Below are 26,361 nucleotides of genomic sequence, written 5' to 3'. Positions count from 1 at the left end.
ACCAGGGGCCCACCCTCCTGTACAGTCTCTTCTCGCAGCGCAACGCACACGGAATCCACTATGCGACTCCGTCGCGCGGGCCCTGCGAAACCTGGTCCTGTGGAGCAGTTTGGAGTGCTCGCCACCCTGTCAAGGTGGAGGCCGCGGGTTCAAATCCCGTCAGGACCGCAGGAAAAGAGCCCGGATCTTCGGATCCGGGCTCTTTTTTTCGCGCGCCCTGACCTCCGCGGGAGCCCTTCGGGCCCCCTCACGCCGTCTTGACGGCCCTTCGTTCCCTGGGTACCCCAGAACCAGGGCCGTTCCCCGTACGGCCCCCTGGAGGTGGCGTATGGCGGCATCGGCTAGGCACGAGACGCGGGCCCTGCTCCGCGCGCACCTGGCGGCCGCGTCGTCGTACCGGCATCTCACGCGACACTGCCCGATATGCCACCACCTGCTGCGGCTCGCGATGGAGTCGGCCCCACGGGCCGCCCGGACCGCGACCCCGGCCGCCGAGGAGGCCGTCCAGGACGAGAGCCCCACGCCCGCGTGACCACCGAGGGTCCCAACACCCGCGCGGTCAGGGGATGGTGGAGCCGCAGCCCCCTCTACCGCACCGGCGCCGGAGCTAACAAGCCGCTTGGTATGTGATGGGTGTCACCGCATGAGTCCGGGAAAGTGCGGTACTTACCCGCCTCCTACAACAGGTCAATTTAATATGTGCAATTGCACCCCACATCGGGCGCCGCACACAGGGGATCCGACACCCCTCCCCAGACTCCGACAAGGCCGCGCACAGCAAGGCCGTCCCGCCCACAGTCGGCACACAAAAAAGATCGCGCTGGACCCGGCGGAGTCCAGCGCGATCCACGACGCACCCTGTTACGTGCCTACGAAGCTCTGACCGGCTTGGGCGTGGGGCCTGTTGGGGCAGGACCCGCGTCGCTTGGAGCTGTGGTTCCGGACCTCACGGCCAGTGGGGGACCGGCCGGTTTGCCCGGTTATTCAGTTGTTCAGGCCTCGCTGCGCTGCTGCGGAATGCCCGCGAGCAGCGCGCGGACCTCAGCCTCGCGGTAGCGCCGATGCCCGCCGAGCGTGCGGATCGACGTGAGCTTGCCGGCCTTCGCCCACCGCGTGACCGTCTTGGGGTCGACGCGGAACATGGTGGCGACCTCAGCCGGGGTCAGCAGCGGCTCGGCATCAGGGGTGCGAGCGGTCATGAGCGGCCTCCTCGGGAGAACCGAACCTTCTCGGTTCTTTCCTCTAAATTCTGCACCTTGACCCGCGTTGCCCGAAATGGCGGACGCGAGTCGAGTCGGTTATAGGACGAACGGCTTGTCCTCGGCACTACAACTACACCATCTGTCCAGCCGCGTCGGCCAAACCGATGGAATTGCCCCTCCAGGTGTTCATCAGCGACGGAAGCCGATGGACCATGCCATAGCGGACAGTCACGCCGCTGTGACGATCAGTCACAGGGCGATCAGGAGTCACCAGACCCCCCAAAGCGTGCAATGCTGAGATTCCGCCCATAGTGCAGCACTAGGGACGGAAGGAGCCCTCCCCGGACTCCTTGTCCTATTTTGGCATGAGGGGGGGCAAGGGGCGCAAGGGCCACGTACGTGTAGTCCGTCACGCTTGGCCTACTTGAGAGGTACGCCCGGATCGGGTCCTACGTCCCTTGTTGACGAAGCCTCAGGAAACGCACAGTCCGCTTCAGGAACTCGGTGCGAGGACGAAACCCCAAATCGGGCGGTTCGTCAAACGTCAGTTCGTGACCGACCACGAGCGGTCCGTACGGAACGCGAGGTCAGAGGTCAGTTCGCGGACCGCAGATCCCGTACGGAACGCCACCGCTCCACGAGCCGGGCGTACGCCGCCCCCGCGGCCGTGCCGTCGCCCCGGCGCAGCGCGGCGATGCCCTCGGCCACGTCCGCCGCCGAGTGGTCGTCCTCCAGGGCGCCGGCCGGCAGGGCGTGCACCAGGCCGCCGTAGTCCAGCTCCACCAGCGAGCGCGGGTGGAACTCCTCCAGCCAGCGCCCCACGTCCACCAGGCCGTCGATCAGCGGCCCCTCGTCCATGGCCTCCCGCAGGGCCCTGAGGCCCCGGGCCACGCGCCGCCGGGCCTGGACCATGGGCGTGCGGTAGCGGAGCACCGGCGGGCTGTCCACGCTGTCGCCCTTGTCGTACTCGCGCTCCTCGTCGGAGACGAGCACGAACCAGTTGATCGGGACCTGCCAGGTCGCCGTGCGGATCCACGGCCGGGCGTCCGGGTTGATCGCCAGCCAGCGCTCGTAGTCCTGGGCGGCCTGGCGGCGCAGGACGGGCGGCAGGACCGCGTCCAGGACCGGCGGCGGAAGCTCCTCCGAAAGCTCCTCCAGGGCCAGCCAGCCGCGCAGCCGGGTGCGCCAGGGGCAGACGCAGACGACGCCGTCCACGTCGAGCACGAAGGCGTCCTCGCTCTCGTGCACCGGCACCGGAACCGGTGGCGTGGGCGCCAAGTCGGCCAGGGCGCGGCGGAGTTCGTCCTGGTACGAGGGACGGTCCGGACGGCGGGCGTAGCGGGCCCAGTGGTCGCGCTCCGGCTCCGGGAAGGCGGCCAGCGGTTCGTACACGCGCAGATAGGTCGCGTAGGGGACGATCACCGAGGACACCTTGGGCACGCCTGCTCCCTCCCCCGCGCACCGCCGCGAAAACCTGCGGAACCCACTCACGATCGCGCGGGAAATCTATGCAAATCGTCGCACGGGTGTACTCCGGTCGGAGGTGATCCTGTGCATGGTGCGGTCGGCGGGCCGAACAGGCTCTAATCTCATGCTCAACAGTCCCCGCCACCCGCACGGAGGCTGGTCTCCACCCGCCGCAACTTACTCAGGAGTCACCACAGTGACCGACGTAACCGGCGCACCTGCTGATGTACTGCACACCCTGTTCCACTCGGACCAGGGCGGTCATGAGCAAGTCGTGCTCTGCCAGGATCGCGCGAGCGGCCTCAAGGCCGTCATCGCCCTCCACTCCACCGCCCTGGGCCCCGCGCTCGGCGGTACGCGCTTCTACCCGTACGCGACCGAGGCGGAGGCCGTCGCCGACGCGCTGAACCTCGCCCGCGGGATGTCGTACAAGAACGCCATGGCCGGTCTCGACCACGGCGGCGGCAAAGCCGTGATCATCGGCGATCCGGAGCGGATCAAGACCGAGGAGCTGCTGCTGGCGTACGGCCGCTTCGTGGCCTCGCTCGGCGGCCGGTACGTCACCGCCTGCGACGTCGGGACGTACGTCGCCGACATGGACGTCGTGGCCCGCGAGTGCCGCTGGACGACCGGCCGCTCCCCGGAGAACGGCGGCGCCGGCGACTCCTCCGTCCTCACCGCCTACGGCGTCTACCAGGGCATGCGCGCCTCCGCGCAGCACCTGTGGGGCGACCCCACCCTGCGCGGCCGCAAGGTCGGCGTCGCCGGCGTCGGCAAGGTCGGCCACCACCTGGTGGACCACCTGCGCGACGAGGGCGCCGAGGTCGTCGTGACGGACGTGCGCGAGGAGGCCGTGCGCCGGATCCTCGACCGGCACCCCGAGGGCGTGACGGCGGTCGCCGACACCGACGAGCTGATCCGGGTCGAGGGCCTGGACGTCTACGCCCCCTGCGCGCTCGGCGGGGCGCTGAACGACGACAGCGTGCCCGTGCTGACCGCGCGCGTGGTCTGCGGCGCCGCCAACAACCAGCTCGCCCACCCGGGCGTGGAGAAGGACCTCGCCGACCGCGGGATCCTCTACGCGCCGGACTACGTGGTGAACGCCGGCGGAGTCATCCAGGTCGCCGACGAGCTGCACGGCTTCGACTTCGAGCGGTGCAAGGCCAAGGCGGCGAAGATCTACGACACGACGCTGGCCATATTCGCACGTGCGAAGGAGGACGGCATTCCGCCGGCTGCCGCGGCCGACCGGATCGCCGAGCAGCGGATGCACGACGCGGCCGTGGCGCGCCGGGCGCGCTGACCCGCGCCGTTCCGCGGACTCGCACGTTTGGCCGGTACCCGTCGGTGGGCAGTTAGAGAGAACTCTCACTTCTACCGGCGGGTCGACCGCCGATAAGTGGTTAAAATCGCGGTTGACCAGCGAGGACGGGGCGCCTCGAAGGTCCTGGGCGCGGGCACGTCATGCGGGCGACGTACCGTATGGGCGCGGGCTCAGGTACCGTGGAAGCCCTACGGACCGGTCTCTCTGCGGAGAGTCCGTGCCGGACCATGAACGCGTGTCAAGACTCTGGGGCCGTCGAGCCCCGTCGTTGAGGGGGTCGAGCCATGGGGCGCGGCCGGGCCAAGGCCAAGCAGACGAAGGTCGCCCGCCAGCTGAAGTACAACAGCGGTGGGACTGACCTCTCACGCCTGGCCGAGGAGCTGGGCGCATCGACGTCGAATCCGCAACCGCCGAACGGCGAGCGGTTCGAGGACGATGAGCACGACGACGACCTGTACGCACGGTACGCCGACCTCTACGAGGACGACGACGAGGACGAGGACGACCAGTCCCCGCAGCATCGTCGCGGCGCTTGACCTTGCACTGAGCACTTGCCCGGTCGGTGACCTCGGTCACCGACCGGGTTCTGTGCTGCCTTCGGGTCTTCAGTCGGCGTAGTCACCGATCAGGGCGGCACCCGTGGTGTGCTCGCCCCGGTCCGTGATCTCACCTGCCACCCAGGCGTCCACGCCGCGGTCGGCGAGGGTCGCCAGGGCCACCTCCGTGGACTCCTGCGGCACGATCGCGATCATGCCCACGCCCATGTTCAGGGTCTTCTCCAGCTCCAGCCGCTCCACGTTCCCGGTCCGGCCGACGAGGTCGAAGATCGGGCCGGGGGTCCAGGTGGAGCGGTCGACGATCGCGTGCAGCTCGTCGGGGACGACCCGGGCGAGGTTGGCCGCGAGTCCGCCGCCGGTGACGTGGCTGAAGGCGTGCACCTCGGTGGTGCGCATCATGGCCAGGCAGTCCAGCGAGTAGATCTTCGTCGGCTCCAGCAGTTCCTCGCCGAGGGTGCGGCCGAGCTCCTCGATGTGCGCGTCCAGGGCGAGGCCCGCCTGGTTCAGCAGGACGTGCCGGACGAGGGAGTACCCGTTCGAGTGAAGACCGGAGGACGCCATGGCGATCACCGCGTCACCCGTACGGATACGATCCGCGCCGAGCAGCCGGTCGGCCTCCACGACGCCCGTACCGGCGCCGGCGACGTCGAAGTCGTCCTCGCCCAGCAGGCCCGGGTGCTCGGCCGTCTCGCCGCCGACCAGGGCGCAGCCGGCCAGCACACAGCCCTCGGCGATGCCCTTGACGATGGCGGCGACCCGCTCGGGGTGGACCTTGCCGACGCAGATGTAGTCGGTCATGAACAGCGGCTCGGCGCCGCAGACGACGATGTCGTCCATGACCATGGCGACCAGGTCGTGGCCGATGGTGTCGTAGACGCCCAGCTGCCGGGCGATGTCGACCTTGGTGCCCACGCCGTCGGTGGCGGAGGCGAGCAGGGGCCGCTCGTAGTTCTTCAGGGCGGAGGCGTCGAAGAGGCCGGCGAAGCCGCCGAGGCCGCCGAGGACCTCGGGGCGCTGGGCCTTCTTCACCCACTCCTTCATCAGCTCGACGGCGCGGTCGCCCGCTTCGATGTCGACGCCCGCGGCTGCGTAGCTGGCACCAGTTGTCTCAGACATGGCTAATGAGAACCTTCGTGTCGTACAGCAGGTAGTGCGGGCCGTCTACGGGCGGCGGATCGCGTCGGCGGCGGCCGTGGCGGCCGGGCCGGCGGCCAGCTCCGTCTCCAGCAGCTGCTTGCCGAGCAGCTCGGGGTCGGGGAGCTCCATCGGGTACTCGCCGTCGAAGCAGGCGCGGCACAGGTTCGGCTTGGCGATGGTGGTCGCCTCGATCATGCCGTCGATGGAGATGTAGGCCAGGGAGTCGGCGCCCAGGGACGTGCCGATCTCCTCGATCGTCATGCCGTTGGCGATCAGCTCGGCGCGGGTGGCGAAGTCGATGCCGAAGAAGCAGGGCCACTTCACGGGCGGCGAGGAGATCCGGATGTGGACCTCGGCGGCGCCCGCCTCGCGGAGCATGCGGACCAGGGCCCGCTGGGTGTTGCCGCGCACGATCGAGTCGTCGACGACGACCAGGCGCTTGCCCTTGATGACTTCCTTCAGCGGGTTCAGCTTCAGGCGGATGCCCAGCTGGCGGATGGTCTGCGAGGGCTGGATGAACGTCCGGCCGACGTAGGCGTTCTTCACCAGGCCGTTGCCGAAGGGGATGCCGGAGGCCTCCGCGTAGCCGATGGCGGCGGGGGTGCCGGACTCCGGGGTCGCTATCACCAGGTCGGCCTCGACCGGGGACTCCTTCGCCAGGCGGCGGCCCATCTCCACGCGGGAGAGGTACACGTTCCGGCCGGCGATGTCGGTGTCCGGGCGGGCCAGGTACACGTACTCGAAGACGCAGCCCTTGGGCTTCGCTTCAGCGAATCGGGAGGTGCGCAGGCCGTTCTCGTCGATGGCGACGAACTCGCCCGGCTCGATCTCGCGGACGTAGGAGGCGCCGCAGATGTCGAGGGCGGCGGACTCGGAGGCGACGACCCAGCCGCGCTCCAGCCGGCCGAGGACCAGGGGGCGGATGCCCTGCGGGTCGCGGGCCGCGTACAGGGTGTGCTCGTCCATGAAGACGAGGGAGAAGGCGCCCCGGACCTGCGGGAGGACGCTGTGGGCGGCCTCCTCGATGGTCAGCGGCTTGCCGTCCTCGTCCGTCTGGGCCGCGAGGAGCGCGGTGAGCAGGTCGGTGTCGTTGGTCGCCGCGACGCGCGGGGTGCGGCCGCCCTCCTGCTTGGGCAGGTCGGCGACCATCTCGGCGAGCTGGGCGGTGTTGACGAGGTTGCCGTTGTGGCCGAGCGCGATGGAGCCGTGCCCGGTGGCGCGGAACGTCGGCTGGGCGTTCTCCCAGACGGACGCGCCGGTGGTCGAGTAGCGGGCGTGTCCGACCGCGATGTGTCCCTGCAGGGAGCCGAGGGAGGTCTCGTCGAAGACCTGGGAGACCAGGCCCATGTCCTTGAAGACGAGGATCTGTGAGCCGTTGCTGACCGCGATTCCCGCGGATTCCTGGCCTCGATGCTGGAGGGCGTAGAGCCCGAAGTACGTGAGCTTGGCGACCTCTTCGCCCGGAGCCCAGACACCGAAGACGCCACAAGCGTCCTGGGGGCCCTTCTCACCGGGGAGCAGGTCGTGGTTGAGTCGTCCGTCACCACGTGGCACGCCACCGAGTGTAGGCGAGGTCGTCCACTGGTCCGAATTGGGGATACCGGACTTTCCGGTGGATCACCGTCCGGCGACGGCTCGCACACTCGTGCCGTTTTCGCTGGTCAGGGTGAGAGTTTGGTGATCGACTCGGTACTTCGCCGTCCCGTCGAAAAGTCGCAGGAGCTTCTTCTCGTCGGCCATGAGTGAGTCTTCGCACATCATTCGGGTCGTGGCAGGGCGGCCGAGGGTGATATGGCCGTCGCGGACGGTGGCCTCGGCGTTGACCTTGTTGCAGCCGAGGCTGCCGGCGACGGTGCCCTTCTTCTCGTCGAAGGTGAGGTGGGCGCGGTCGTCGGCCCTCGGGGTCGTGATGGTCCACTTGGTGCCGGCCAGCGGGGCGTCCGCGGCCTTCGTCAGGCGGACGGTGTCCCCCTTTTCGGTGGTGAGGGTGAGGCGGTCGCCGTCCACCCGGGCCTCGAACTCCTGGTCGGAGAGCGTGCGCGAGAGGGTCTCCTCGAACGCCATGGGCTTGTTCTCGCAGGCCATCTCGGTGGCCATGGTCTTGCCGAGCCGGACGCGGTCGCCGTCGACGGTGGCCTCGGCGCCGAAGTTGTTGCAGCCGAGGCTGCCCTCGGCCCGGCCCCGGTCGATGGTGACGTGGGCGCCGGTCGGCGCCTGGTGGGTGGTGCCGTCGGCGGTGACGCTGTCCACGGTCCACCGCGTGCCGGTCACCGGCTGCCCGGCACCGACCGAGGCGCTGCCGCCGTCCGCCTTCTCGCTGCCGCAGGCCGCCAGGAGCGGGACGAGCATGGCGGCGGCCGTCAGGGTCATGCGCTGCTTCTGCCTGTCCATGCCACTTCGACGGGGGACCCGGGGGGATCGGTTCCCCTTGGGGCGGCGATTCCTTCGTGTGCCGCCTGTTTACGCCATCAGCGGCAGGTGGGCCGACAGATCCGCCCGCTCCCCGCTCGCGCTGACCTTGGCGTCCTGGAGGGCCTGCGCCCAGGCCAGCCGTCCGGTCGCCAGCCGGATCCAGGTCAGCGGGTCGGTCTCGACGACGTTGGGCGGAGTGCCGCGGGTGTGCCGCGGCCCCTCCACGCACTGCACCACCGCGTACGGCGGCACCCGCACCTCCGTCGAGCCGCCGGGTGCCTTCACGGCGAGCGCGTCGGCCAGCAGCCGGGTGCAGGCGGCGAGGGCCTGACGGTCGTGGGGGATGTCCAGGCCGGGGACCGCGGCGTTGAGGTCGTCGGTGTGGACGACGAGTTCGACGGTGCGGGTGACGAGGTAGTCGGCGAGGGGCATGGCGCCGGTGCGGGTCGCGAGGACGCGGGTGCCGGGCGCGTCCGCGAGCTTCTCGGCGAGGCGCTCCTCGGTCCTGGCGTACAGGGCGTCGAGGTCGGGGTCGGCCTCGGCGAGCCGCCGGGTGCCGTCGTCGATGTCGGCGGCCCGGGCGGCGGTGGCGAAGGGCCAGTCGAGGAGGCCGAGCTCCGGTTTCGCCGGCTCCTCGCGGTCGAGGTTGCGGCTGACGGTCTCCACGGCCATGGTCACGTGAGCCGCCAGCTCCCGGACCGTCCAGTCGCCGAGCCGGGTCGGCAGGGAGAGCTGCTCCGGGGTGAGGGTGCGGACGGCCTGCCGCACGTTCCCGAACTGGGCGAACACGGCCGCCCTGATCTTGACGGGGTCGTAGCTGCGGGTGCGCTTCTTGGCCGGAGGCATGGGGGTCAGCCTAGATCGGCGGCGGGCCCGCTCCTTCGCCGAGGCACGGCGAAGCCCCTGCCCGGCGGCCGGACAGGGGCTTCGGCGCGGGTGGTTTACGCCAGCAGCGCCGGGATCGTGCCCTCGTGCGCCTCGCGCAGCTCGGACAGGGTGAGCGTGAACTCGCCCTGGACCTCCACCGTGTCACCGTCGACGACACCGATGCGGGTGGCCGGGAGGCCCCGGGCACCGCACATGTCGTTGAAGCGGACCTCCTCGGAGCGCGGGACCGCCACGATCGCGCGGCCCGCCGACTCGGAGAAGAGGAAGGTGAAGGCGTCCAGACCGTCCGGGACGATCAGCCGGGCGCCCTTGCCGCCGAGCAGCGCCGACTCGACGACCGCCTGGATCAGGCCGCCGTCGGACAGGTCGTGCGCCGAGTCGATCATGCCGTCGCGGGAGGCGGAGATCAGGATCTCGGCGAGCAGCCGCTCGCGCTCCAGGTCGACCTTGGGCGGCAGACCGCCGAGGTGGTCGTGGATCACCTGCGACCAGGCCGAGCCGCCGAACTCCTCACGCGTGTCGCCGAGGAGGTAGAGCAGCTGGCCCTCCTCCTGGAAGGCGACCGGCGTGCGGCGGGCGACGTCGTCGATGACGCCCAGGACCGCGACGACCGGGGTCGGGTGGATGGCCGCCTCGCCCGTCTGGTTGTAGAGGGAGACGTTGCCGCCGGTCACCGGCGTGCCGAGCTGCTGGCAGGCGTCCGCCAGACCGCGCACGGCCTCAGCGAACTGCCACATCACCGCCGGGTCCTCGGGCGAGCCGAAGTTCAGGCAGTCGGAGACGGCGAGCGGCTTGGCGCCGGTGGTGGCGACGTTGCGGTACGCCTCAGCCAGGGCCAGCTGGGCGCCGTGGTACGGGTCGAGCTTGGCGTACCGGCCGTTGCCGTCGGTGGCGATGGCGACGCCCAGGCCGGTCTCCTCGTCGATCCGGATCATGCCGGAGTCCTCGGGCTGGGCGAGGACGGTGTTGCCCTGCACGAAGTGGTCGTACTGGCTGGTGATCCAGGACTTGGAGGCCTGGTTCGGGGAGCCGACCAGCTTCAGGACCTGGTCCTTCAGCTCCTCGGAGGTCTCCGGCCGGGGCAGCTTGTTCGCGTCGTCGGCCTGGAGTTCGTCCTGCCAGGACGGGCGGGCGTAGGGGCGCTCGTAGACCGGGCCCTCGTGGGCGACCGTGCGCGGGTCGACGTCGACGATCTTGCCGCCGTGCCAGTAGATCTCCAGGCGGTCGCCGTCGGTCACCTCACCGATGACGGTGGCGATGACGTCCCACTTCTCGCAGATCTCCAGGAAGCGGTCGACCTTCTCCGGCTCGACGACCGCGCACATGCGCTCCTGCGACTCGCTCATGAGGATCTCCTCGGGCGAGAGCGTGGAGTCGCGCAGCGGGACGTCGTCCAGGGTGACGCGCATGCCGCCGGAGCCGTTGGAGGCCAGCTCGCTGGTCGCGCAGGACAGGCCCGCGGCTCCCAGGTCCTGGATGCCGACGACCAGCTTCTCCTTGAATGCCTCCAGGGTGCACTCGATGAGGAGCTTCTCCTGGAAGGGGTCGCCGACCTGGACGGCCGGGCGCTTGGACGGCTTGGCGTCATCGAAGGTCTCACTCGCGAGGATCGACGCGCCGCCGATGCCGTCGCCGCCGGTCCGGGCCCCGTAGAGGATGACCTTGTTGCCCGCGCCGGACGCCTTGGCCAGGTGGATGTCCTCGTGCCGCATGACGCCGATGGCACCGGCGTTGACCAGCGGGTTGCCCTGGTAGCAGGCGTCGAAGACGACCTCGCCGCCGATGTTGGGCAGGCCCAGGCAGTTGCCGTAGCCGCCGATGCCCGCGACGACGCCCGGCAGGACGCGCTTGGTGTCGGGGTGGTCGGCGGCGCCGAAGCGCAGCGGGTCGACGACCGCGACCGGGCGGGCACCCATGGCGATGATGTCGCGGACGATGCCGCCGACACCGGTGGCCGCGCCCTGGTAGGGCTCGACGTACGACGGGTGGTTGTGCGACTCGACCTTGAAGGTGACCGCGTAGCCCTGGCCGACGTCCACCACGCCGGCGTTCTCGCCGATGCCGACGAGCATGGCGTCGTTCTCGGGCGCCTTCTCGCCGAACTGGCGCAGGTGCACCTTGCTGCTCTTGTAGGAGCAGTGCTCCGACCACATCACCGAGTACATGGCGAGCTCGGCACCGGTGGGCCGGCGGCCGAGGATCTCGACCACGCGCTCGTACTCGTCCTTCTTCAGGCCCAGTTCGGCCCAGGGCAGCTCGACGTCGGGGGTCGCGGCCGCGTGCTCGACCGTGTCCAGAGGCGTCCGGCTCATGCGTTGACCAGCTTCTTGAGGATCGAGGTGAAGAACGGGAGGCCGTCGGTACGACCGCTGCCGATCAGCGGCTCGACGGCGTGCTCGGGGTGCGGCATGAGGCCCACCACGTTGCCGGCGGCGTTGGTGACGCCGGCGATGTCCCGCTGCGAGCCGTTCGGGTTGAAGTCCACGTACCGGAAGGCGACCCGGCCCTCGGCCTCCAGCTCGTCGAGCGTGTGCTCGTCCGCGACGTACTGCCCGTCGATGTTCTTCAGCGGGATGTGGATCTCCTGGCCGGCCGTGTAGTCGGTCGTCCAGGCGGTCTCGGCGTTCTCCACCCGCAGTTTCTGGTCACGGCAGATGAAGTGCAGGTGGTTGTTGCGCAGCATCGTGCCGGGCAGCAGGTGGGCCTCGGTGAGGATCTGGAAGCCGTTGCAGATGCCGAGGACCGGGAGGCCGGCCTTCGCCTGCTCGATCAGCGGCTCCATGACCGGCGAGAAACGGGCGATGGCCCCGGCGCGCAGATAGTCGCCGTAGGAGAAGCCACCGCACAGCACCACGGCGTCGACCTGCTTGAGGTCCTTGTCCTTGTGCCACAGGGCGACCGGCTCGGCGCCCGCGAGACGGATCGCGCGCTGCGTGTCCCGGTCGTCCAGACTGCCGGGGAAAGTGACGACGCCAATACGAGCGGTCACTTCACGGCCTCCGCGACTTCCTCGACCCGGACGGTGAAGTCCTCGATCACGGTGTTCGCGAGGAAGGACTCCGCAAGATCGTGAATGCGGGCGAGGGCGGCCTCGTCGACCGGCCCGTCAACTTCCAGTTCGAAACGCTTTCCCTGGCGGACGTCCGAGATCCCGTCGAAACCCAGCCGCGGCAGTGCGCGCTGCACCGCCTGGCCCTGGGGGTCGAGGATCTCCGGCTTGAGCATGACGTCGACTACGACGCGTGCCACTGGCACTCCCGGTGTGTGGTGCTGAGCAGGTTCCTTCAGACTACCCGCACAAAATTTCTACGCGCGTCGACTTGTAGGAAGCTACGTGACGGTCATCACGATCCGGCATCGACGAGCACACACACGAAAATTTCCGGGAAAGATTCGCGATCGACACCCGGAACCTATTGCGTTCGGACACGCGAAAGGATTTAGTCGGGCTTCGCAATGCATTGTCGGGCACTGTACAAATAAATTGGCAAGTGCCACAGGAAGGGACCGATATTCGTGGCGCAGAAGGTCGTGGTCACTCTCTTTGACGACATCGACGGCTCGGAAGCGACGGAAACGATCGCCTTCGGACTGGACGGCAAGTCGTACGAGATCGACCTGAGCGAAGTCAACGCCGGAGAACTGCGGAAGGCGCTCGCGCCCTACGTGGAGGCCGGCCGCAAGCGGTCCCGCTCGGGCAGGGCGTACCGGCAGACGGAGGTCGCCCCCGACCCCTCGGCCGTGCGCGCCTGGGCCCAGGCCAACAAGATGGAGGTCCCCGCGCGCGGGCGCATCCCCAAGAAGGTCTACGAGGCGTTCAGCGCCGCGCAGTGACGGCCTCCCCGGGCCGCGCCGACGACCGGTCACCGGCCCCTCGCGGCAACCGACTTGCGCAGCACCCCCGCTGATCAGCTAGAGTCTGGAGCACGCCGAGGGGCGCGGCCGAAAGGCCCAGCTCACGGAACGTGCGGGTGTAGTTCAGTAGTAGAACATCCCCCTTCCAGGGGGAAGGCGCAGTGTGCGATTCCTGTCACCCGCTCTGCATCGCCGTACCGACCACTCTTGTGGATCAGGTAGGCTGGTGCTCGCACCGGTCAGTGGAAGCTGGTCGGGAGCAATGCGGACGTAGCTCAGTTGGTAGAGCGCAACCTTGCCAAGGTTGAGGTCGCGAGTTCGAGCCTCGTCGTCCGCTCGGGAATGAGACCCCGGTCCTGAAGGACCGGGGTCTTTTCGTGCTCCCCGAGGACCCTCCTGACATTTGTCATGCCGAGTGATGACAGCACGCACTGCTCCCGGACCTCTGGCGACGGGACGCTTGGGGCATGGAGAACAACGGACACGAACACGTGATTGAGGTCACTGACCTGCGGCGCGTGTACGGGGGCGGGTTCGAGGCAGTAAGCGGAATCAGCTTTTCCGTACGACGCGGGGAGATCTTCGCCCTGCTCGGCACCAATGGCGCGGGCAAGACGTCGACCGTCGAATTGCTGGAGGGACTCGCGCCGCCGGCCGGCGGACGGATACGCGTCCTCGGGCACGACCCGTACACCGAGCGGGCCCTCGTACGCCCCCGCACCGGCGTGATGCTCCAGGAAGGGGGCTTCCCGTCCGAGCTGACCGTCGCGGAGACCGCGCGGATGTGGGCGGGGTGCGTCAGCGGGGCGCGGCCGCCGGCGGAGGTCCTGGCGCTGGTCGGGCTGGAGTCGAAGGCCGGCATCCGGGTCAAGCAGCTGTCCGGCGGCCAGCGGCGCCGGCTGGACCTGGCGCTCGCCCTGCTCGGCGACCCCGAGGTGCTCTTCCTGGACGAGCCGAGCACCGGCCTGGACGCCGAAGGCCGCAGGGACACCTGGGAGTTGGTCGGCGCCCTGCGCGACCGCGGTACGACGGTGCTGCTGACCACGCACTACCTGGAGGAGGCCGAGAACCTCGCCGACCGGCTGGCGATCATGCACGAGGGACGGATCGCCGTCACCGGCACACCGGCCGAGGTGACCGCCACGCAGCCGTCGCGGATCTCATTCGAGCTGCCCGAGGGCTACTTCGTCGGCGATCTCCCGCCGCTCGGCGAGCTGGGCGTGACCGGCCACGAGACCGACGGCCGCACCGTCCGGCTGCGTACCCGTGAACTGCAGCGGTCCGCCACCGGGCTGCTGCTGTGGGCCGAGCGGGCCCGGGTCGAGCTGCGCCGCCTGGACGTGCGGTCGGCGTCCCTGGAGGAGGCGTTCCTCGGGATCGCCGAGGATGCCTCCGCGGGCCGGGCCACGGGGACGACGACGAAGGAGTACGCGGCATGAGCACCGTCGTGAAAGGAGCGGCCCTCACCACGCCGCTGAGCCGGATGACGGCTCTCGCCCGGGCCGAACTGACCCTGCTCGGGCGGACCCGGGGCGCGCTCGTCGCCGCGCTGTTCGTGCCGCTGGTGCTGCCGGTCAGCGTGCGGTCGGCGGCCCGGGAGATGGACCTCGCCGAAGCGGGGCTGAACACCGGGACCCTGGTGCTGCCCGCCGCGGTCGGCTTCTCCCTGCTGTTCGCCGTCTACTCGGTGCTCGTCGGCTCGTTCGTCGTCCGGCGTGAGGAACTCGTCCTCAAGCGGCTGCGCACCGGCGAGCTGCGGGACGTCGAGATCCTGGCCGGCTCGGCGCTGCCGGCCGCCCTCACCGGGCTCGTGCAGTGTCTGCTGCTGGCGGCGGGCTGCTCGGTGCTGCTGGACCTGTCCGCGCCGTCCGCGCCGCATCTGGCCGTGCTCGGACTGCTCTTGGGGCTGGTGCTGTGCGCCGCCCTCGCCGCGGCCACCGCGAGCTTCACCCGGACCGGCGAGAGCGCCCAGGTCACGCCCATGCCACTGCTGCTCGTCTCGATGATGGGCTCCGGCATGTTCGTCCCGCTGGAGCTGCTGCCGGACAGGGTGGCCTCCGTCTGCGAACTGCTGCCGCTGACGCCCGTCGTCACCCTGGTGCGCGGCGGCTGGACCGGCGACCTCTCGGGCGCCGAGGCGCTGGGCGCCGTCGCGACGGCGGTGGCCTGGACGGTGCTCGCCGTGTTTGCTGTACGGCGGTGGTTCCGCTGGGAACCGCGGCGCTGACCGAAGGGGGAGTGACGGGCTGATGCGCGGTCCGGGCAGGTGGTGGCGGCGGAAGAGCACGCCGGAGAAGGTCGAGACGTACACGCGGTGGTCGTTCCACTCCTTCGCGGTCGTCGAGTTCTTCTTCGTGGGTGTCACGGCCCTGACACCGCTGGGAGTGCGGCTGGGCGGCCTCGTGCTGCTCATGGTGGGCGTGCACGCCGTCGTCTGCTTCGCCACCGTCTCGCGGGCGCTGGACTGGACGCGTGGCCGTCGGCCCCAGCCCGTGCGGCTGCTGTGGACCCTGGCCGCCGTCACCGCCGGCGTCGCCGTCGCCACGATCGGCATCGCCGAGCGCGGACCGGACCACGAGAGCGTCGGCACCGCCGCGGCCGCGGTCTTCGGAGTCGTCCTGATCTTCGGTCCCGGCATCATCGCGCTCGGCGTCCGCCCACGTTGGGCGTTCGGGATCGCGGGCGCGTTCGCGGCGGGCACCTGCCTCGTGCTGCTCGCGCTGGGCGCCCCCGCGCTCGCCGCGATCCTCACGGCGGTGTCGGTGCTGTCCGGGGGCGTGTTCCTCGCCTTCGCGGCCGTCTTCTCCGTGTGGCTGCTCAACGCCGTCTACGAGATCGACGAGGCCCGCGAGAACCGCGCCCGGCTCGCCGTCGCCGAGGAGCGGCTGCGGTTCGGGCGGGATCTGCACGACGTCATGGGGCGGAACCTCGCCGTGATCGCGCTCAAGAGCGAGCTGGCCGTGCAGCTGGCCGAGCGGGGGCGGCCGGAGGCCGTGGCGCAGATGGTCGAGGTGCAGCGGCTCGCGCGGGAGTCGCAGCGGGAGGTGCGCGAGGTCGTGCGCGGCTACCGCGAGGCCGACCTGACGTCGGAACTGGCCGGTGCGCAAGGGGTGCTGGCGGCCGCCGGGATCTCCTGCACGGTCAGCGGGGGGACGCCGGTGGGGCTGCCGGCCGGGGTGCAGTCCGCCCTGGGGTGGGTGGTTCGGGAGGCCGCGACGAACGTCCTGCGGCACGGGGACGCGCAACGGTGTGAGGTGCGGCTCGGGGTGCTGGAGGGGCGTGTGGTGTTGACGGTGGAGAACGACGGGGTTGCGGAGGCCGGGTCTGGCTCGTCGGGCTCATCGGGCTCATCCAGCTCATCGGCCTCATCCAGCTCATCCGGCTCGTCCGGCTCAGGGCTCGCCGGGCTGCGGGAGCGGCTGGCGGAGATCGACGGGAGGCTGGAGGCCGGGCCCGCGGGGAAGGGGCTGTTCCGGCTGACGGCTGAGATCCCGCTGCCGCCGGTCGCCGTGCCGGCCGCCGCCGTGCGTTCCGTGAGGGAGGTCACCGCGTGACGGCCGTGGAGCCCGTGCGGCTGCTGCTCGCCGACGACGAGCACCTCATTCGGGGGGCGCTCGCCGCGCTGCTCTCCCTGGAGGACGACCTCATGGTCGTCGCCGAGGCGGCCACCGGGCCGGAGGCGCTGGCGATGGCCCGGGCCCACAAGCCCGACGTCGCCGTGCTGGACCTCCAGATGCCCGGCGCCGACGGTGTGAACGTCGCCACATCCCTGCGGACCGAACTGCCCGGCTGCAAGGTGCTCATCGTCACCAGCCACGGCCGGCCCGGGCATCTGAAGCGGGCGCTGGAGGCCGGGGTGCGCGGGTTCGTGCCGAAGACCGTGAGCGCGCAGCGGCTCGCGGAGATCATCCGCACGGTGCACGCCGGGAACCGGTACGTCGACCCGGAGTTGGCCGCCGACGCGATCGCCGCCGGGGACTCGCCGCTGACCGCCCGGGAAGCCGAGGTGCTGGAACTCGCCGCCGACGGGGCGCCCGTCGCGGAGATCGCCGAGCGGGCCGCACTGTCCCAGGGGACCGTGCGGAACTACCTGTCGTCGGCCGTGTCGAAGCTCGGTGCGGAGAACCGTCATGCCGCGGTGCGCCTCGCACGGGAGCGAGGTTGGGTATAGTGGTTCCCGCGCCACGGCGCATGCGAACGTAGCTCAGTTGGTAGAGCGCAACCTTGCCAAGGTTGAGGTCGCGAGTTCGAACCTCGTCGTTCGCTCCAATGAGAAGCCCCCCGGTTCCGGCCGGGGGGCTTCTCTGTGTCCCGCTTCTTCCTACGACCAGCTCGTGCCGGTCAGGCGCTCGTACGCCTCCACGTACTTGGCGCGGGTGGCGTCGACGACGTGCTGCGGCAGCGGGGGCGGCGGCTGCTCGCTCTTCCTGTCCCAGTCGGACTCCGCCGAGGTCAGCCAGTCGCGCACGAACTGCTTGTCGTACGACGGCTGCGCCCGGCCCGGCTGCCACTGGTCGGCCGGCCAGAAGCGGGAGGAGTCGGCTGTGAGGACCTCGTCCGCGAGGACCAGGGTGTCGCCGTCGAAGCCGAACTCGAACTTGGTGTCCGCGAGGATGATGCCCCGGTCGCGGGCGATGTCCCGGCCCCGGGAGTAGACGGCGAGGGTCGCCTGGCGCAGCCGGGCCGCGGTGTCCGCGCCGACCTGGCGGGCGACCTCCTCGTAGGAGACGTTCTCGTCGTGCTCGCCGACGGCGGCCTTGGTGGCGGGGGTGAAGATCGGGGCGGGCAGTTCGCTGCCGTCGACCAGGCCCTCGGGCAGGGCGAGGCCGCAGACCGTGCGGGACTCGTCGTACTCCACCAGGCCCGAGCCGGTGAGGTAGCCGCGGGCCACGCACTCCACGGGGACCATCTGCAGCGACTTGCAGATGAGCGTGCGGCCCTGCCAGTCGTCGGGCGCTCCCGCGGGGAGTTCCGTGCTCAGGACGTGGTTCGGGATCAGGTCGGCGAGCTGGTCGAACCACCACAAGGAGAGCTGTGTGAGGATCCGGCCCTTGTCCGGGATCTCCGTCGGCAGTACCCAGTCGAACGCGGAGATGCGGTCGCTGGCGACCATCACGAGGTCGCCCGCCTCGGTCTGGTACAGCTCGCGCACCTTGCCGGTGTGCAGATGCACCAGGCCCGGAACCTGGAGCGGCTCGGGCTTTTCGACGAATCCGGACACGGTTCCTCCCCGTGGTTCTGTACGAGTGGCTCGATTCTCCCGTATGCGAGCTTGATCACCGACAGCGGGTCAGTCGCGTTTGCAGATGCGGTCCAGGAGGTTGGCCGTGGCGCGCTGGACGCGCGCGTCGACGTGGCCGGGGCGGTCCAGGGCCGGGGACCAGGCGAACGTTCCGGATGCGAAGACCCAGGCACCGGAGGGGGCGCGGTAGAGGGACGTCTCCTGGTGGCGGAGGACGCCCTCCTTGTCGGGGTACGGGGAGTGGGCGAGCAGCACGCGCTCCTCGTGCTCGGGCAGCGGGGTGCGCGGGAAGTAGCGGTCGGCCTCGCCCGCGACCAGGCCCTCGATCTCGTCGCCCTCGTGCGCTCCCGTCGCCTCCCACAGCCAGTGCCCGGCGTTGCGCACGACCAGCGGGTGCGGCTCGGGGACGTGCCCCGCGTACTGGATGCCGAGGAGCTGCTGCTCGGCCCGGTCGATCTCCCGCCACAGCACCGGCTTGCCGGGGCCCCTGCGCTTGCGGCAGGTCAGCAGCCGGTGGGGGACGCCGGACGGGGAAGGGCCCAGCTCCACCCGCCAGTACATCGAGTTGGCGGAGAGGAAGACGAGCGAGGTGCCGGCGTCGCGGGCGACCTCCACGGTCCGGCGCATGTCGGCCGACCAGTACTCGTCGTGGCCCGGGAAGACCAGACCGCGGTAGCGGGCGGGGTCGACGCGGCCCGCGTGCAGGTCACTCGCGTCGGCGTAGGCGACGTCGTAGCCGTAGCGCTCGGCCCAGCGGATGAAGTCGTAGGCGTGGCCGACGTGGAGGGGGAGGCCGGCGCCCGCGTACGGCCGGTCGAAGGAGACCGTCGTGGCGGCGTCGGCCTCGCCGAGGAGCCGGCCCTTCTCGTCCCAGGCGTGATAGAGGCTGGCGCCGGTCCGGCCGTCCTCCGGGTAGAGGTTGTACGCCTGCCAGGTGATGTCGGGCAGGACCAGGAGCAGGTCGGCGGGCTGGTCGTGGCGGACGGTGAACGGCACGTGGGAGCGGTAGCCGTCGGCGGTGGTGAGCACGGCGACGTACGCGCCGACGTTCCAGTACGACGGGACCTGCAGGCGCCAGGACAGCCACCAGTGGTGGCAGGAGACCGTACGGTCCGCGGTGAGCGGCGGGGGCTGCACGATGCCGGACAGGCGCGGGCTGGTGGTGATCTTGGCGGCGCCGTCACCGCCGTAGTGGCCGATGCGGTAGATGTCGACGCCGAACTCCTGGGGCGGGTCGACGGTGACGTGGAAGTCGATGGCCTCGCCGGGGGCGACCGCGCCGGTGGAGGTGAAGCCCTTGATCTGGCGGTGGACGTCGTCGGCCGCCCGGGGGCCGCCGGAGCGGCTGCCCTCGCTTCGGGGCTCGTGGGGCGCGTCCTGGTCCGCGTACCAGGGGACGATCCGGCCCGTGTCGTCGAGGTACGTCACGTTGCCGCGCAGCCACGGCACCGGGCCCAGCCCGAAGGGATCCGTCACGGCGTGCGCCAGCGCTCCCGACTCCCAGCGGCGGATCTGTTCCGGGCCCATGGTCGCTTCCCCTCCCCTTCGCCCCCGTGGTCGTGCCTGCTGATGTGGCGGTGGTGCCTGGTGACGCCCTGTGGCACCTTGTGGTGCCTCGCGTGGTCTCGTGTGTTCTTGTGTGGTCCTGTGGTTTTGTCGTATGTCGCGCGCCTTTGCCATGCGCGAACGGTCCAAGCACATCACATAACGCGCGCACTTCGTCACTGTTCGTTTCGAATTGGCCAGAAGGGGAAGGCAGTGCTCCGGCTGGTGGGTGCCGGGGACCGGCCGGGGTCAGGCCAGCCGGACCGGCTTCTCCGGGCGTATCCCCAGGTCGGCCAGCCAGGCCCGGAGCGGGGTGGCGTCGCCGTCCTCGATCAGGGCGAGGACCTTCGGCGCGAGATCCGGCGTGCGGGCGCCGTCGAGGAGCAGGGTCGGGCCGTCCAGCCAGTCCAGGCCGGGCGTCGCGCCGGCGGTGTCCATCGCGGCGCAGCAGACCATCGCCGTCAGGTGGTCGGCGAGCAGGTCACGGGCCGTGCGCGGGGGCTGGAGGGGGAAGAGGGGGAGCGTGCGATCGTCCCAGAGGGCGGCGGGGTCGGCGGTCGTGGCGTCGGAGGCCGTGGGGGACGGGTGGGATGTCGGGCTTTCCTCGCGGGACAGTTCGGCGCTGAGGCGGGCGGCGAGAGCGGCGCTGCGGGCCGTTGTGCCGGAGAGGTCTTCTTCTTCGTCGTCGGCGGCGGACGAGGAGGAGGTGGGGTGGGCAGGTCCTGGTCCGGTGGCGGGTCCGGCTCCGGTTGCGGGTCCGGTGGCGGGGCCGAGTCCGGTTGCCGTCGTGCTGTCGGTTCTGGTGGTGCCGTCGGTTCTCGGGGTGGCGTCGTCGCCTGGTACCGCGGGGCTGTCGGGGGTGGTGTCCGTCAGGTGGTCCAGGACGCGGGCGAGGGTCGGGGCGCCGGTGGCGGGCGCCGTGGGGCCGGTGAGGGGGCGGACGCCCAGCGCGTCCAGGACGCGGTGGAGCCGGGCCGCGTCCAGGCGCCACTTGCGGTCCACGACCTCCTCCGGATACTCGCTCCAGGCCACCGGCGACCAGTCGGGCCCGGGCCAGGCAGGGCCGCCGTGGAAGAGGCGGGCGGCGAGCAGGGAGGCGGCCTCGTCGACCGCGCCCGGCTCCTCCAGCAGATCACAGGCCGGCCGCTCCCCCAGCCGGGACGCGAACCCCTCGGCCAGGCGGTCGCGCCGGGACAGCTCCGTGAGCGCCGCGACCACACCGGCGTCCAGTCGGGACGGCCAGCGGCCCATCCGCCAGGCGGGCAGGGCGACCCTGGTCAGCAGCCGGTCCCAGCCCGCGTACGCCAGCCCCACCTGCTCCTGGGCGACGATCCGCAGGCCGTAATCCACAGCCTGTGCACGCTCCGCGGCCGCGGCCGCCACGCCCCGCTCCATCTCGGCGGCGTGCCCACGGCAGCTGCGCAACAGAAGCCGGGCCACCCAGCCGACACCGGCGAGCACCGCCCGGGACACCGGATCGCGGCGCGGACCCGAGGCCACGGCCACCGCGGCGTCCAGCCCCCGGACGAAGCGCCGGGCGGCGGCTATGTCCGGGTGGGCCGAGGGGCCCGTACCCGCGACGACCGGTGCGAGGACCGCCCGCAGTTCGCCGACGCGCATCCACCACAGGAAGGGCGAGCCGATGACGAGGACCGGTGAGACGGGGTGCCGGCGGTGCGGGTACTTCCCCGCGCCCGCTATGTCGTCGTGCTCCTCGGCCGGGGGCGGGCCGTGAGCCCGGTGCGTACGGTCCTCCAGCCAGCTGTCGCAGTCCGGGGTGAGCGCTATCGCGGAGGGCGCGGGGACGTCGAGGCGGTCGGCGAGGTCGCGCACCATCCGGTACAGGTCGGGGGCCGCCTCCTCGGTGATCGGGACGGTCGGGCTGATCGCGGGGCGGGCCCGGGCGACGACCAGGGCGACACCTGCGGCGGCGAGCAGCACGAGGACCGCGACCGGCGTCAGGGCCCAGCGGGCGGCGTCCCAGCCGGGGCCCGTGAGACGGCCGGTGGCGGGGCCCGCGAGCAGGATCACGGCGACGGCGGCGGGCAGCAGGGCGACGGCCAGCGCGCGGCTGCGGATGCGCAGCACGACGAGCGCCCGGTACCGCGCGGCCGCCTGCGCGCCCGCCTCCACACCCATTCCGGTCACGACCGACCTCACCCCCTCCCCGTTGACCTGACGCTTTCCTTGCTCACTCCCCCACTGTGGCACCCGCCACCGACATCGCAATGCCGGTGGGCCAAGTGCCGGAACGCTTGCGCGGCACCCTAGTTGGGGCCTCGGCCCCCGTCAGCCGGATAGGGCATCGGTCACTCGATGGAATGGCTTTGGGGAGAGGTGGATGACGGACAGCGAGGGTCAGGCCCCCGCCTACCGAAAACTTCAGGCCCCGGATCCTGAGACGGATCCGGGGCCTGTGCGGTTCATCGGCGGCGGGGGTTTCCCGGGCACTGGGGGTTTCCCGCGTGGTGGTTTCCCGCGCGGGTCGGTTACGCGCCGGCCGCCGCCTTCGCGGCGATGTCCGTGCGGTGCTGCGAGCCGTCGAGGCGGATGCGGCCGACGGCGGTGTAGGCGCGGTCGCGGGCCTCGGTGAGGTCCTTGCCGGTGGCCGTGACGGACAGGACACGGCCGCCCGCGCTGACGATCGCGTCACCGTCCCGCTTGGTGCCGGCGTGCAGCACGTACGCGTGCGGGGCGTCCTGGGCGGCGACCTCGTCGAGACCGGTGATGGGGTCGCCGGTGCGCGGGGTGCCGGGGTAGTTGTGCGAGGCGACGACCACGGTCACGGCCGCGTCGTCGCTCCAGCGCAGGGGCTCCAGGTGGGCGAGGTTGCCGGTGGCCGCGGCCATCAGGAGGCCGGCCAGCGGCGTCTTCAGCCGGGCAAGGACGACCTGCGTCTCCGGGTCGCCGAAGCGGGCGTTGAACTCGATCACGCGCACCCCGCGCGAGGTGATCGCGAGACCGGCGTAGAGCAGGCCGGAGAACGGCGTACCGCGGCGCTGCATCTCGTCCACGGTCGGCTGCAGGACGGTCTGCAGCACCTCGTCGACCAGCTTGGGGTCGGCCCACGGCAGCGGGGAGTACGCCCCCATGCCGCCGGTGTTCGGGCCCTCGTCGCCGTCCAGGGCGCGCTTGAAGTCCTGGGCGGGCTGGAGCGGTACGACCGTCTCGCCGTCGGTGACGGCGAACAGGGAGACCTCGGGGCCGTCCAGGTACTCCTCGATGACCACGCGCTCGCAGGCCGCGGCGTGCGCCCGGGCGGCTTCCAGGTCGTCGGTGACGACGACGCCCTTGCCGGCGGCGAGCCCGTCGTCCTTGACGACGTACGGGGCGCCGAACGCGTCGAGGGCCGCGTCGACCTCCTCCGGGGTCGTGCAGACGTACGAGCGTGCCGTGGGCACCTCGGCCGCCGCCATGACGTCCTTCGCGAAGGCCTTGGAGCCCTCCAGCTGCGCGGCCTGGCCGGACGGGCCGAACACCGGGATGCCCGCCTCGCGCACGGCGTCGGCGACACCGGCGACCAGCGGGGCCTCCGGGCCGACCACCACGAGCTCCGCGCCCAGCTGCGTGGCCAGCGCGGTGACAGCCGCGCCGTCCAGGGCGTCGACCTGGTGCAGCTCGGCCACCTCGGCGATGCCGGCGTTGCCGGGCGCGCAGTGCAGCGCGGTGACGTCGGGGTCGTGGGACAGGGAGTGGCACAGGGCGTGTTCGCGGGCGCCGCTGCCGATGACGAGGACCTTCACGGGGGTCAGCCTAACGGGAGGCGGCGGGTTTCCCTTGTGCGGGCTGCCGAAGGGTGTGGGAATCTCGGGCTGGAGGATCCTCCAAGGCCGGGCTGGGCGCTGCCCTGCCCGGCCCGGGTTACTCGTTGGATCACTCGTTGGAGAACTCCTCCACCACCGTCGCTCCCAGCTCCCGGACGATGAGCTCCTGGCCGGAGAGGGCCGACTCGTCGAGGTCCGGGTCGTCGTCCTCGGGGATGTCCTCCTCCACGGAGACGTGGCGGGGCTCCGGGGCGGAGGGCTGAGGGACGGGAGCGGACGGGGCGGGGGCGGGCGCGGGTCTGCTCGACTGCTGGGCGGGGGCGGACGGGGCGGCCGACTGGGTGGTCGGGGCGGGGCGCTGGGCGGTTGCCGTACCGCCGCCGCCCGCGTTGTAGCCGCTCGCGTTGTAGCCGCCTGGGGCGCCGCCACCGCCGGCGTTGTAGCCGCCGCCACCGCCGCCGGTGTAGCCGCCGGGGGCACCGCCGCCGAAGCCGGAGGGGCCGCCCGGGGCCGGGGGCGCGGAGCCGCCGGAGGGGTCGACGATCGCCTCGATCTTCCATTGGACGTTGAACTGCTCGCCCAGCGCCTGCCGCAGCACGTCCTCGCTGCCGCTGCTAAGGAAGTTGTCCCGCGCGCCCGCGTTGACGAAGCCGAGTTGGAGGGTGGTGCCGTCGAAGCCGGCCACCTGGGCGTTCTGGCTGAGCAGGATCCAGGTGAAGCGGCGGCGGTTCTTGACCGCTTCCAGGATGTTCGGCCAGAGCATGCGGGGGTCGAGGCCGCCGGTCGGGGGCTGGGCAGGGGCGGCCTGGGCGGGAGCTGCCGGTGGGGCCGCCGGTGGGGCTGCCGATGAGGCGGCGGGGGTGGCGCTGGGTGTGGGAGCGTTCGGCGCCGGGGTCCCCGGTGCGGGTGTATGCGCGGCGGGTGCACCCGGGGCGGCCGTGGGCCAGCCGCCGGGTCGACGGCCGCCGCTGCCCGCCGAGGCGGCGGTGGGCCAGGCGCCGGGGGCAGGGGCGGACGGGGCCGGGGCCGGTGTCTGGGCGGGCTGGGCGGGTCCGCCGGCCTGGGTGCGTCCACCGGGCTGAGTGGGTCCGCCGGTGCCGGGGTCGGAGGCGGCAGGGGCGTCGGGGGCGGGTGCTCCCGAGGCACCAGGGGCCTGTCCTCCGGGCGTGCCCGGCGCCTGGGGCGTCATCGCGCTCGGGCCCGCGGCAGCCGCCGTACCGGCGCCGCTGCCACCGGGGCCACCGTGGCCACCGGGACCGCCCATGCCACCGCTGCTCCCGCTGCTCCCGCTGCTCCCTCCGCCGGGTGCTCCGGAGGCACGGACCGCCGCCCGGGCCGCGGCGGGGCCGCCACCGGGCGGGACCGAAGCCGAGTCCGCCGGGGCCGCTCCCCCGTGCGCCTGGTGGTGGCCCTCCGGCCCGGGGACGTAACCCATGGCGGGCATGCCGGCCGCGGGCCCCGCGGAGAAGTTCACGCCGCGCTCGATCCGGTCCAGGCGGGCCATGACGGACCGCTCGTCGCCGTAGGCGGCGGGGAGCAGGACGCGGGCGCAGATGAGTTCCAACTGGAGACGGGGCGAGTTGGCGCCGCGCATCTCGGTCAGTCCCTCGTTGACGAGGTCGGCGGCGCGGCTCAGCTCGGCCGGGCCGAAGGTGCCGGCCTGGGCCTGCATGCGCTCGACGACGTCGGCGGGGGCGTCGATGAGCCCCTTCTCCGCCGCGTCCGGGACGGCGGCGAGGATCACCAGGTCACGCAGCCGCTCCAGCAGGTCGGCGACGAAACGACGGGGGTCGTTCCCGCCCTCGATCACACGGTCGACGACCTCGAAGGCCGCGGCCCCGTCGCCGGTGGCGAAGGCCTCGACGACGGAGTCGAGGAGCGAGCCGTCCGTGTACCCGAGGAGGGCGGTGGCCATGGCGTATGTCACACCGTCCGCCGCGGCGCCGGCGAGCAGCTGGTCCATGACGGACATCGAGTCACGCACGGACCCGCCGCCGGCCCGCACGACGAGCGGGAGGACGCCGTCCTCGACCGGGATGGCCTCCTTCTGGCACACCTCGGCGAGGTAGTCCCGCAGGGTCCCGGGCGGGACGAGCCGGAACGGATAGTGATGGGTCCGCGACCGGATGGTCCCGATGACCTTCTCGGGCTCGGTGGTCGCGAAGATGAACTTGAGATGCTCCGGGGGCTCTTCGACGACCTTCAGCAGCGCGTTGAAACCGGCCGACGTGACCATGTGGGCCTCGTCGATGATGTAGATCTTGTACCGGCTGCGGGCGGGCCCGAAGAAGGCCTTTTCGCGCAGGTCACGGGCATCGTCCACGCCACCGTGCGAAGCGGCGTCGATCTCGATGACGTCGATGGAACCGGGTCCGTTGCGCGCGAGGTCCTGACACGACTGGCACTCGCCGCACGGGGTCGGCGTCGGGCCCTGCTCGCAGTTCAGGCACCGGGCCAGGATCCGCGCGCTGGTCGTCTTGCCACAGCCGCGCGGCCCGCTGAACAGGTACGCGTGGTTGACCCGGTTGTTCCGCAGCGCCTGCTGCAACGGGGCGGTGACATGCTCCTGCCCGATGACCTCGGCGAAGGTCTCCGGGCGGTAGCGGCGGTACAGAGCGAGAGACGACACGCATACGAGGTTATAGGCGCCCACTGACATCGGGCCCCGCCCGGGAACGCAGACGCCCCCCACGCACCCGCCAGAGCCAACCTACCCTTGCTGCCTTCCGGCCCTGGGGGAGTTCAGTCAGATAGCGCCGCGTGAGGGGCTGCGCCAAGGCTACCTGATGTCGGGGGCGGGGAACGAGTTCGCGAGCACTCCTCTCGGTCATGTAATGTTTCCGGCGGAGGATTCGCCTAGAGGCCTAGGGCGCACGCTTGGAAAGCGTGTTGGGGGCAACCCCTCACGAGTTCGAATCTCGTATCCTCCGCCAGTGCCTCACCGGGCACGATGTCGAAGGGCCCCACC

The 26,361-nt window shown here is 71.4% G+C and carries 22 protein-coding genes, 5 tRNA genes and 1 other RNA gene; 13 read left to right on the top strand and 15 right to left on the bottom strand.

Features of this window, described 5'->3' with window-relative positions:
• The first annotated feature begins 93 nt into the window (after positions 1–93).
• Together ACSUPV_RS21425 and ACSUPV_RS21420 are read left to right on the top strand one after the other, a co-directional pair.
• Positions 94–168, top strand: a tRNA-Asp gene (locus ACSUPV_RS21425).
• Between the two features lie 160 nt (positions 169–328).
• A complete protein-coding gene (locus tag ACSUPV_RS21420) occupies positions 329–532 on the top strand; it encodes a DUF6274 family protein (RefSeq protein ID WP_037766801.1) in 204 nt (67 codons plus the stop codon).
• Between the two features lie 460 nt (positions 533–992).
• Here ACSUPV_RS21420 and bldC read toward each other — a convergent pair whose 3' ends face one another.
• Positions 993–1,199 (bottom strand): developmental transcriptional regulator BldC, encoded by a 207-nt coding sequence (bldC, locus tag ACSUPV_RS21415; protein WP_003949541.1) that lies wholly within the window; start codon positions 1,197–1,199, stop codon positions 993–995.
• A 597-nt stretch (positions 1,200–1,796) separates the two neighbouring features.
• Positions 1,797–2,642, bottom strand: coding sequence for a hypothetical protein (locus ACSUPV_RS21410; RefSeq protein ID WP_031115365.1), 846 nt, complete (start codon positions 2,640–2,642; stop codon positions 1,797–1,799).
• A gap of 223 nt (positions 2,643–2,865) precedes the next feature.
• Between ACSUPV_RS21410 and ACSUPV_RS21405 the strand changes: the two genes are divergently transcribed.
• Together ACSUPV_RS21405 and ACSUPV_RS21400 are read left to right on the top strand one after the other, a co-directional pair.
• A complete protein-coding gene (locus tag ACSUPV_RS21405; protein ID WP_031115364.1) occupies positions 2,866–3,972 on the top strand; it encodes a Leu/Phe/Val dehydrogenase in 1,107 nt (368 codons plus the stop codon).
• 305 nt (positions 3,973–4,277) lie between these two features.
• A complete protein-coding gene (locus tag ACSUPV_RS21400) occupies positions 4,278–4,529 on the top strand; it encodes a DUF3073 domain-containing protein (RefSeq protein ID WP_031115363.1) in 252 nt (83 codons plus the stop codon).
• 69 nt (positions 4,530–4,598) lie between these two features.
• On the opposite strand, the gene purM is transcribed toward ACSUPV_RS21400, so the two are convergent.
• From purM to purS, 7 genes are all read right to left on the bottom strand, one after another.
• Entirely contained in the window at positions 4,599–5,666 is a 1,068-nt protein-coding gene (purM, locus tag ACSUPV_RS21395) for a phosphoribosylformylglycinamidine cyclo-ligase (RefSeq protein WP_031115362.1), read from the bottom strand.
• 45 nt (positions 5,667–5,711) lie between these two features.
• Complete coding sequence (purF, locus tag ACSUPV_RS21390; protein ID WP_037766797.1) at positions 5,712–7,241, bottom strand: amidophosphoribosyltransferase; 1,530 nt, start codon at positions 7,239–7,241, stop codon at positions 5,712–5,714.
• A gap of 63 nt (positions 7,242–7,304) precedes the next feature.
• The gene (locus ACSUPV_RS21385; RefSeq protein WP_037766795.1) at positions 7,305–8,078 is read right to left on the bottom strand and encodes an META domain-containing protein; all 774 of its coding nucleotides are present in this window, start codon (positions 8,076–8,078) and stop codon (positions 7,305–7,307) included.
• A gap of 69 nt (positions 8,079–8,147) precedes the next feature.
• Positions 8,148–8,945, bottom strand: coding sequence for a sterol carrier family protein (locus ACSUPV_RS21380; RefSeq protein ID WP_436948205.1), 798 nt, complete (start codon positions 8,943–8,945; stop codon positions 8,148–8,150).
• Between the two features lie 95 nt (positions 8,946–9,040).
• Entirely contained in the window at positions 9,041–11,299 is a 2,259-nt protein-coding gene (gene purL / locus ACSUPV_RS21375; protein ID WP_037766790.1) for a phosphoribosylformylglycinamidine synthase subunit PurL, read from the bottom strand.
• Positions 11,296–11,976 carry a phosphoribosylformylglycinamidine synthase subunit PurQ gene (gene purQ, locus ACSUPV_RS21370; RefSeq protein WP_031115359.1) on the bottom strand — a complete coding sequence of 227 codons (681 nt, stop codon included), beginning with the start codon at positions 11,974–11,976 and terminating at the stop codon, positions 11,296–11,298. The genes purL and purQ overlap by 4 nt, the downstream gene beginning before the upstream one ends.
• Positions 11,973–12,236, bottom strand: coding sequence for a phosphoribosylformylglycinamidine synthase subunit PurS (gene purS, locus ACSUPV_RS21365; RefSeq protein WP_030251612.1), 264 nt, complete (start codon positions 12,234–12,236; stop codon positions 11,973–11,975). The genes purQ and purS overlap by 4 nt, the downstream gene beginning before the upstream one ends.
• A gap of 267 nt (positions 12,237–12,503) precedes the next feature.
• Between purS and ACSUPV_RS21360 the strand changes: the two genes are divergently transcribed.
• The 8 genes from ACSUPV_RS21360 (at position 12,504) to ACSUPV_RS21325 (ending at position 17,111) form a co-directional block, all read left to right on the top strand.
• Entirely contained in the window at positions 12,504–12,821 is a 318-nt protein-coding gene (locus ACSUPV_RS21360; RefSeq protein ID WP_031115358.1) for a histone-like nucleoid-structuring protein Lsr2, read from the top strand.
• 133 nt (positions 12,822–12,954) lie between these two features.
• Positions 12,955–13,026, top strand: a tRNA-Gly gene (locus ACSUPV_RS21355).
• A gap of 80 nt (positions 13,027–13,106) precedes the next feature.
• A tRNA-Gly gene (locus tag ACSUPV_RS21350) sits at positions 13,107–13,179 on the top strand.
• 130 nt (positions 13,180–13,309) lie between these two features.
• Complete coding sequence (locus ACSUPV_RS21345; protein WP_031115357.1) at positions 13,310–14,281, top strand: ABC transporter ATP-binding protein; 972 nt, start codon at positions 13,310–13,312, stop codon at positions 14,279–14,281.
• Complete coding sequence (locus ACSUPV_RS21340; RefSeq protein WP_031115356.1) at positions 14,278–15,069, top strand: ABC transporter permease; 792 nt, start codon at positions 14,278–14,280, stop codon at positions 15,067–15,069. Before ACSUPV_RS21345 ends, ACSUPV_RS21340 begins: the two co-directional genes overlap by 4 nt.
• Positions 15,070–15,091: 22 nt before the next feature.
• Entirely contained in the window at positions 15,092–16,396 is a 1,305-nt protein-coding gene (locus ACSUPV_RS21335; protein WP_436948202.1) for a sensor histidine kinase, read from the top strand.
• A complete protein-coding gene (locus ACSUPV_RS21330) occupies positions 16,393–17,013 on the top strand; it encodes a response regulator (RefSeq protein WP_031115354.1) in 621 nt (206 codons plus the stop codon). The genes ACSUPV_RS21335 and ACSUPV_RS21330 overlap by 4 nt, the downstream gene beginning before the upstream one ends.
• A 22-nt stretch (positions 17,014–17,035) precedes the next feature.
• Positions 17,036–17,111, top strand: a tRNA-Gly gene (locus ACSUPV_RS21325).
• 52 nt (positions 17,112–17,163) lie between these two features.
• Here the strand turns inward: ACSUPV_RS21325 and ACSUPV_RS21320 are convergent.
• From ACSUPV_RS21320 to ffs, 6 genes are all read right to left on the bottom strand, one after another.
• Entirely contained in the window at positions 17,164–18,063 is a 900-nt protein-coding gene (locus tag ACSUPV_RS21320) for a phosphoribosylaminoimidazolesuccinocarboxamide synthase (RefSeq protein ID WP_436948200.1), read from the bottom strand.
• Between the two features lie 69 nt (positions 18,064–18,132).
• Complete coding sequence (locus ACSUPV_RS21315; RefSeq protein WP_436948199.1) at positions 18,133–19,611, bottom strand: N,N-dimethylformamidase beta subunit family domain-containing protein; 1,479 nt, start codon at positions 19,609–19,611, stop codon at positions 18,133–18,135.
• Between the two features lie 267 nt (positions 19,612–19,878).
• Positions 19,879–21,768 carry a hypothetical protein gene (locus ACSUPV_RS21310; RefSeq protein WP_436949923.1) on the bottom strand — a complete coding sequence of 630 codons (1,890 nt, stop codon included), beginning with the start codon at positions 21,766–21,768 and terminating at the stop codon, positions 19,879–19,881.
• 350 nt (positions 21,769–22,118) lie between these two features.
• On the bottom strand, positions 22,119–23,372 hold the full coding sequence (purD, locus tag ACSUPV_RS21305; protein ID WP_031115348.1) for a phosphoribosylamine--glycine ligase: 1,254 nt from the start codon (positions 23,370–23,372) through the stop codon (positions 22,119–22,121).
• A 130-nt stretch (positions 23,373–23,502) separates the two neighbouring features.
• Complete coding sequence (locus tag ACSUPV_RS21300) at positions 23,503–26,022, bottom strand: DNA polymerase III subunit gamma and tau (protein WP_436948197.1); 2,520 nt, start codon at positions 26,020–26,022, stop codon at positions 23,503–23,505.
• A gap of 48 nt (positions 26,023–26,070) precedes the next feature.
• An RNA gene (gene ffs, locus ACSUPV_RS21295) (signal recognition particle sRNA small type) lies at positions 26,071–26,165 on the bottom strand.
• Between the two features lie 73 nt (positions 26,166–26,238).
• Here ffs and ACSUPV_RS21290 point away from each other — a divergent pair.
• Positions 26,239–26,326: transfer RNA gene (locus ACSUPV_RS21290), tRNA-Ser, on the top strand.
• Positions 26,327–26,361: the final 35 nt, after the last annotated feature.

Origin of the sequence: Streptomyces sp. SudanB52_2052, assembly GCF_964272415.1 — a bacterium.
GTDB classification, from domain to species: domain Bacteria; phylum Actinomycetota; class Actinomycetes; order Streptomycetales; family Streptomycetaceae; genus Streptomyces; species Streptomyces olindensis.
The sequence above is the reverse complement of the archived record's forward strand: the minus strand, read 5'-3'. Positions and strand labels throughout refer to the sequence as shown.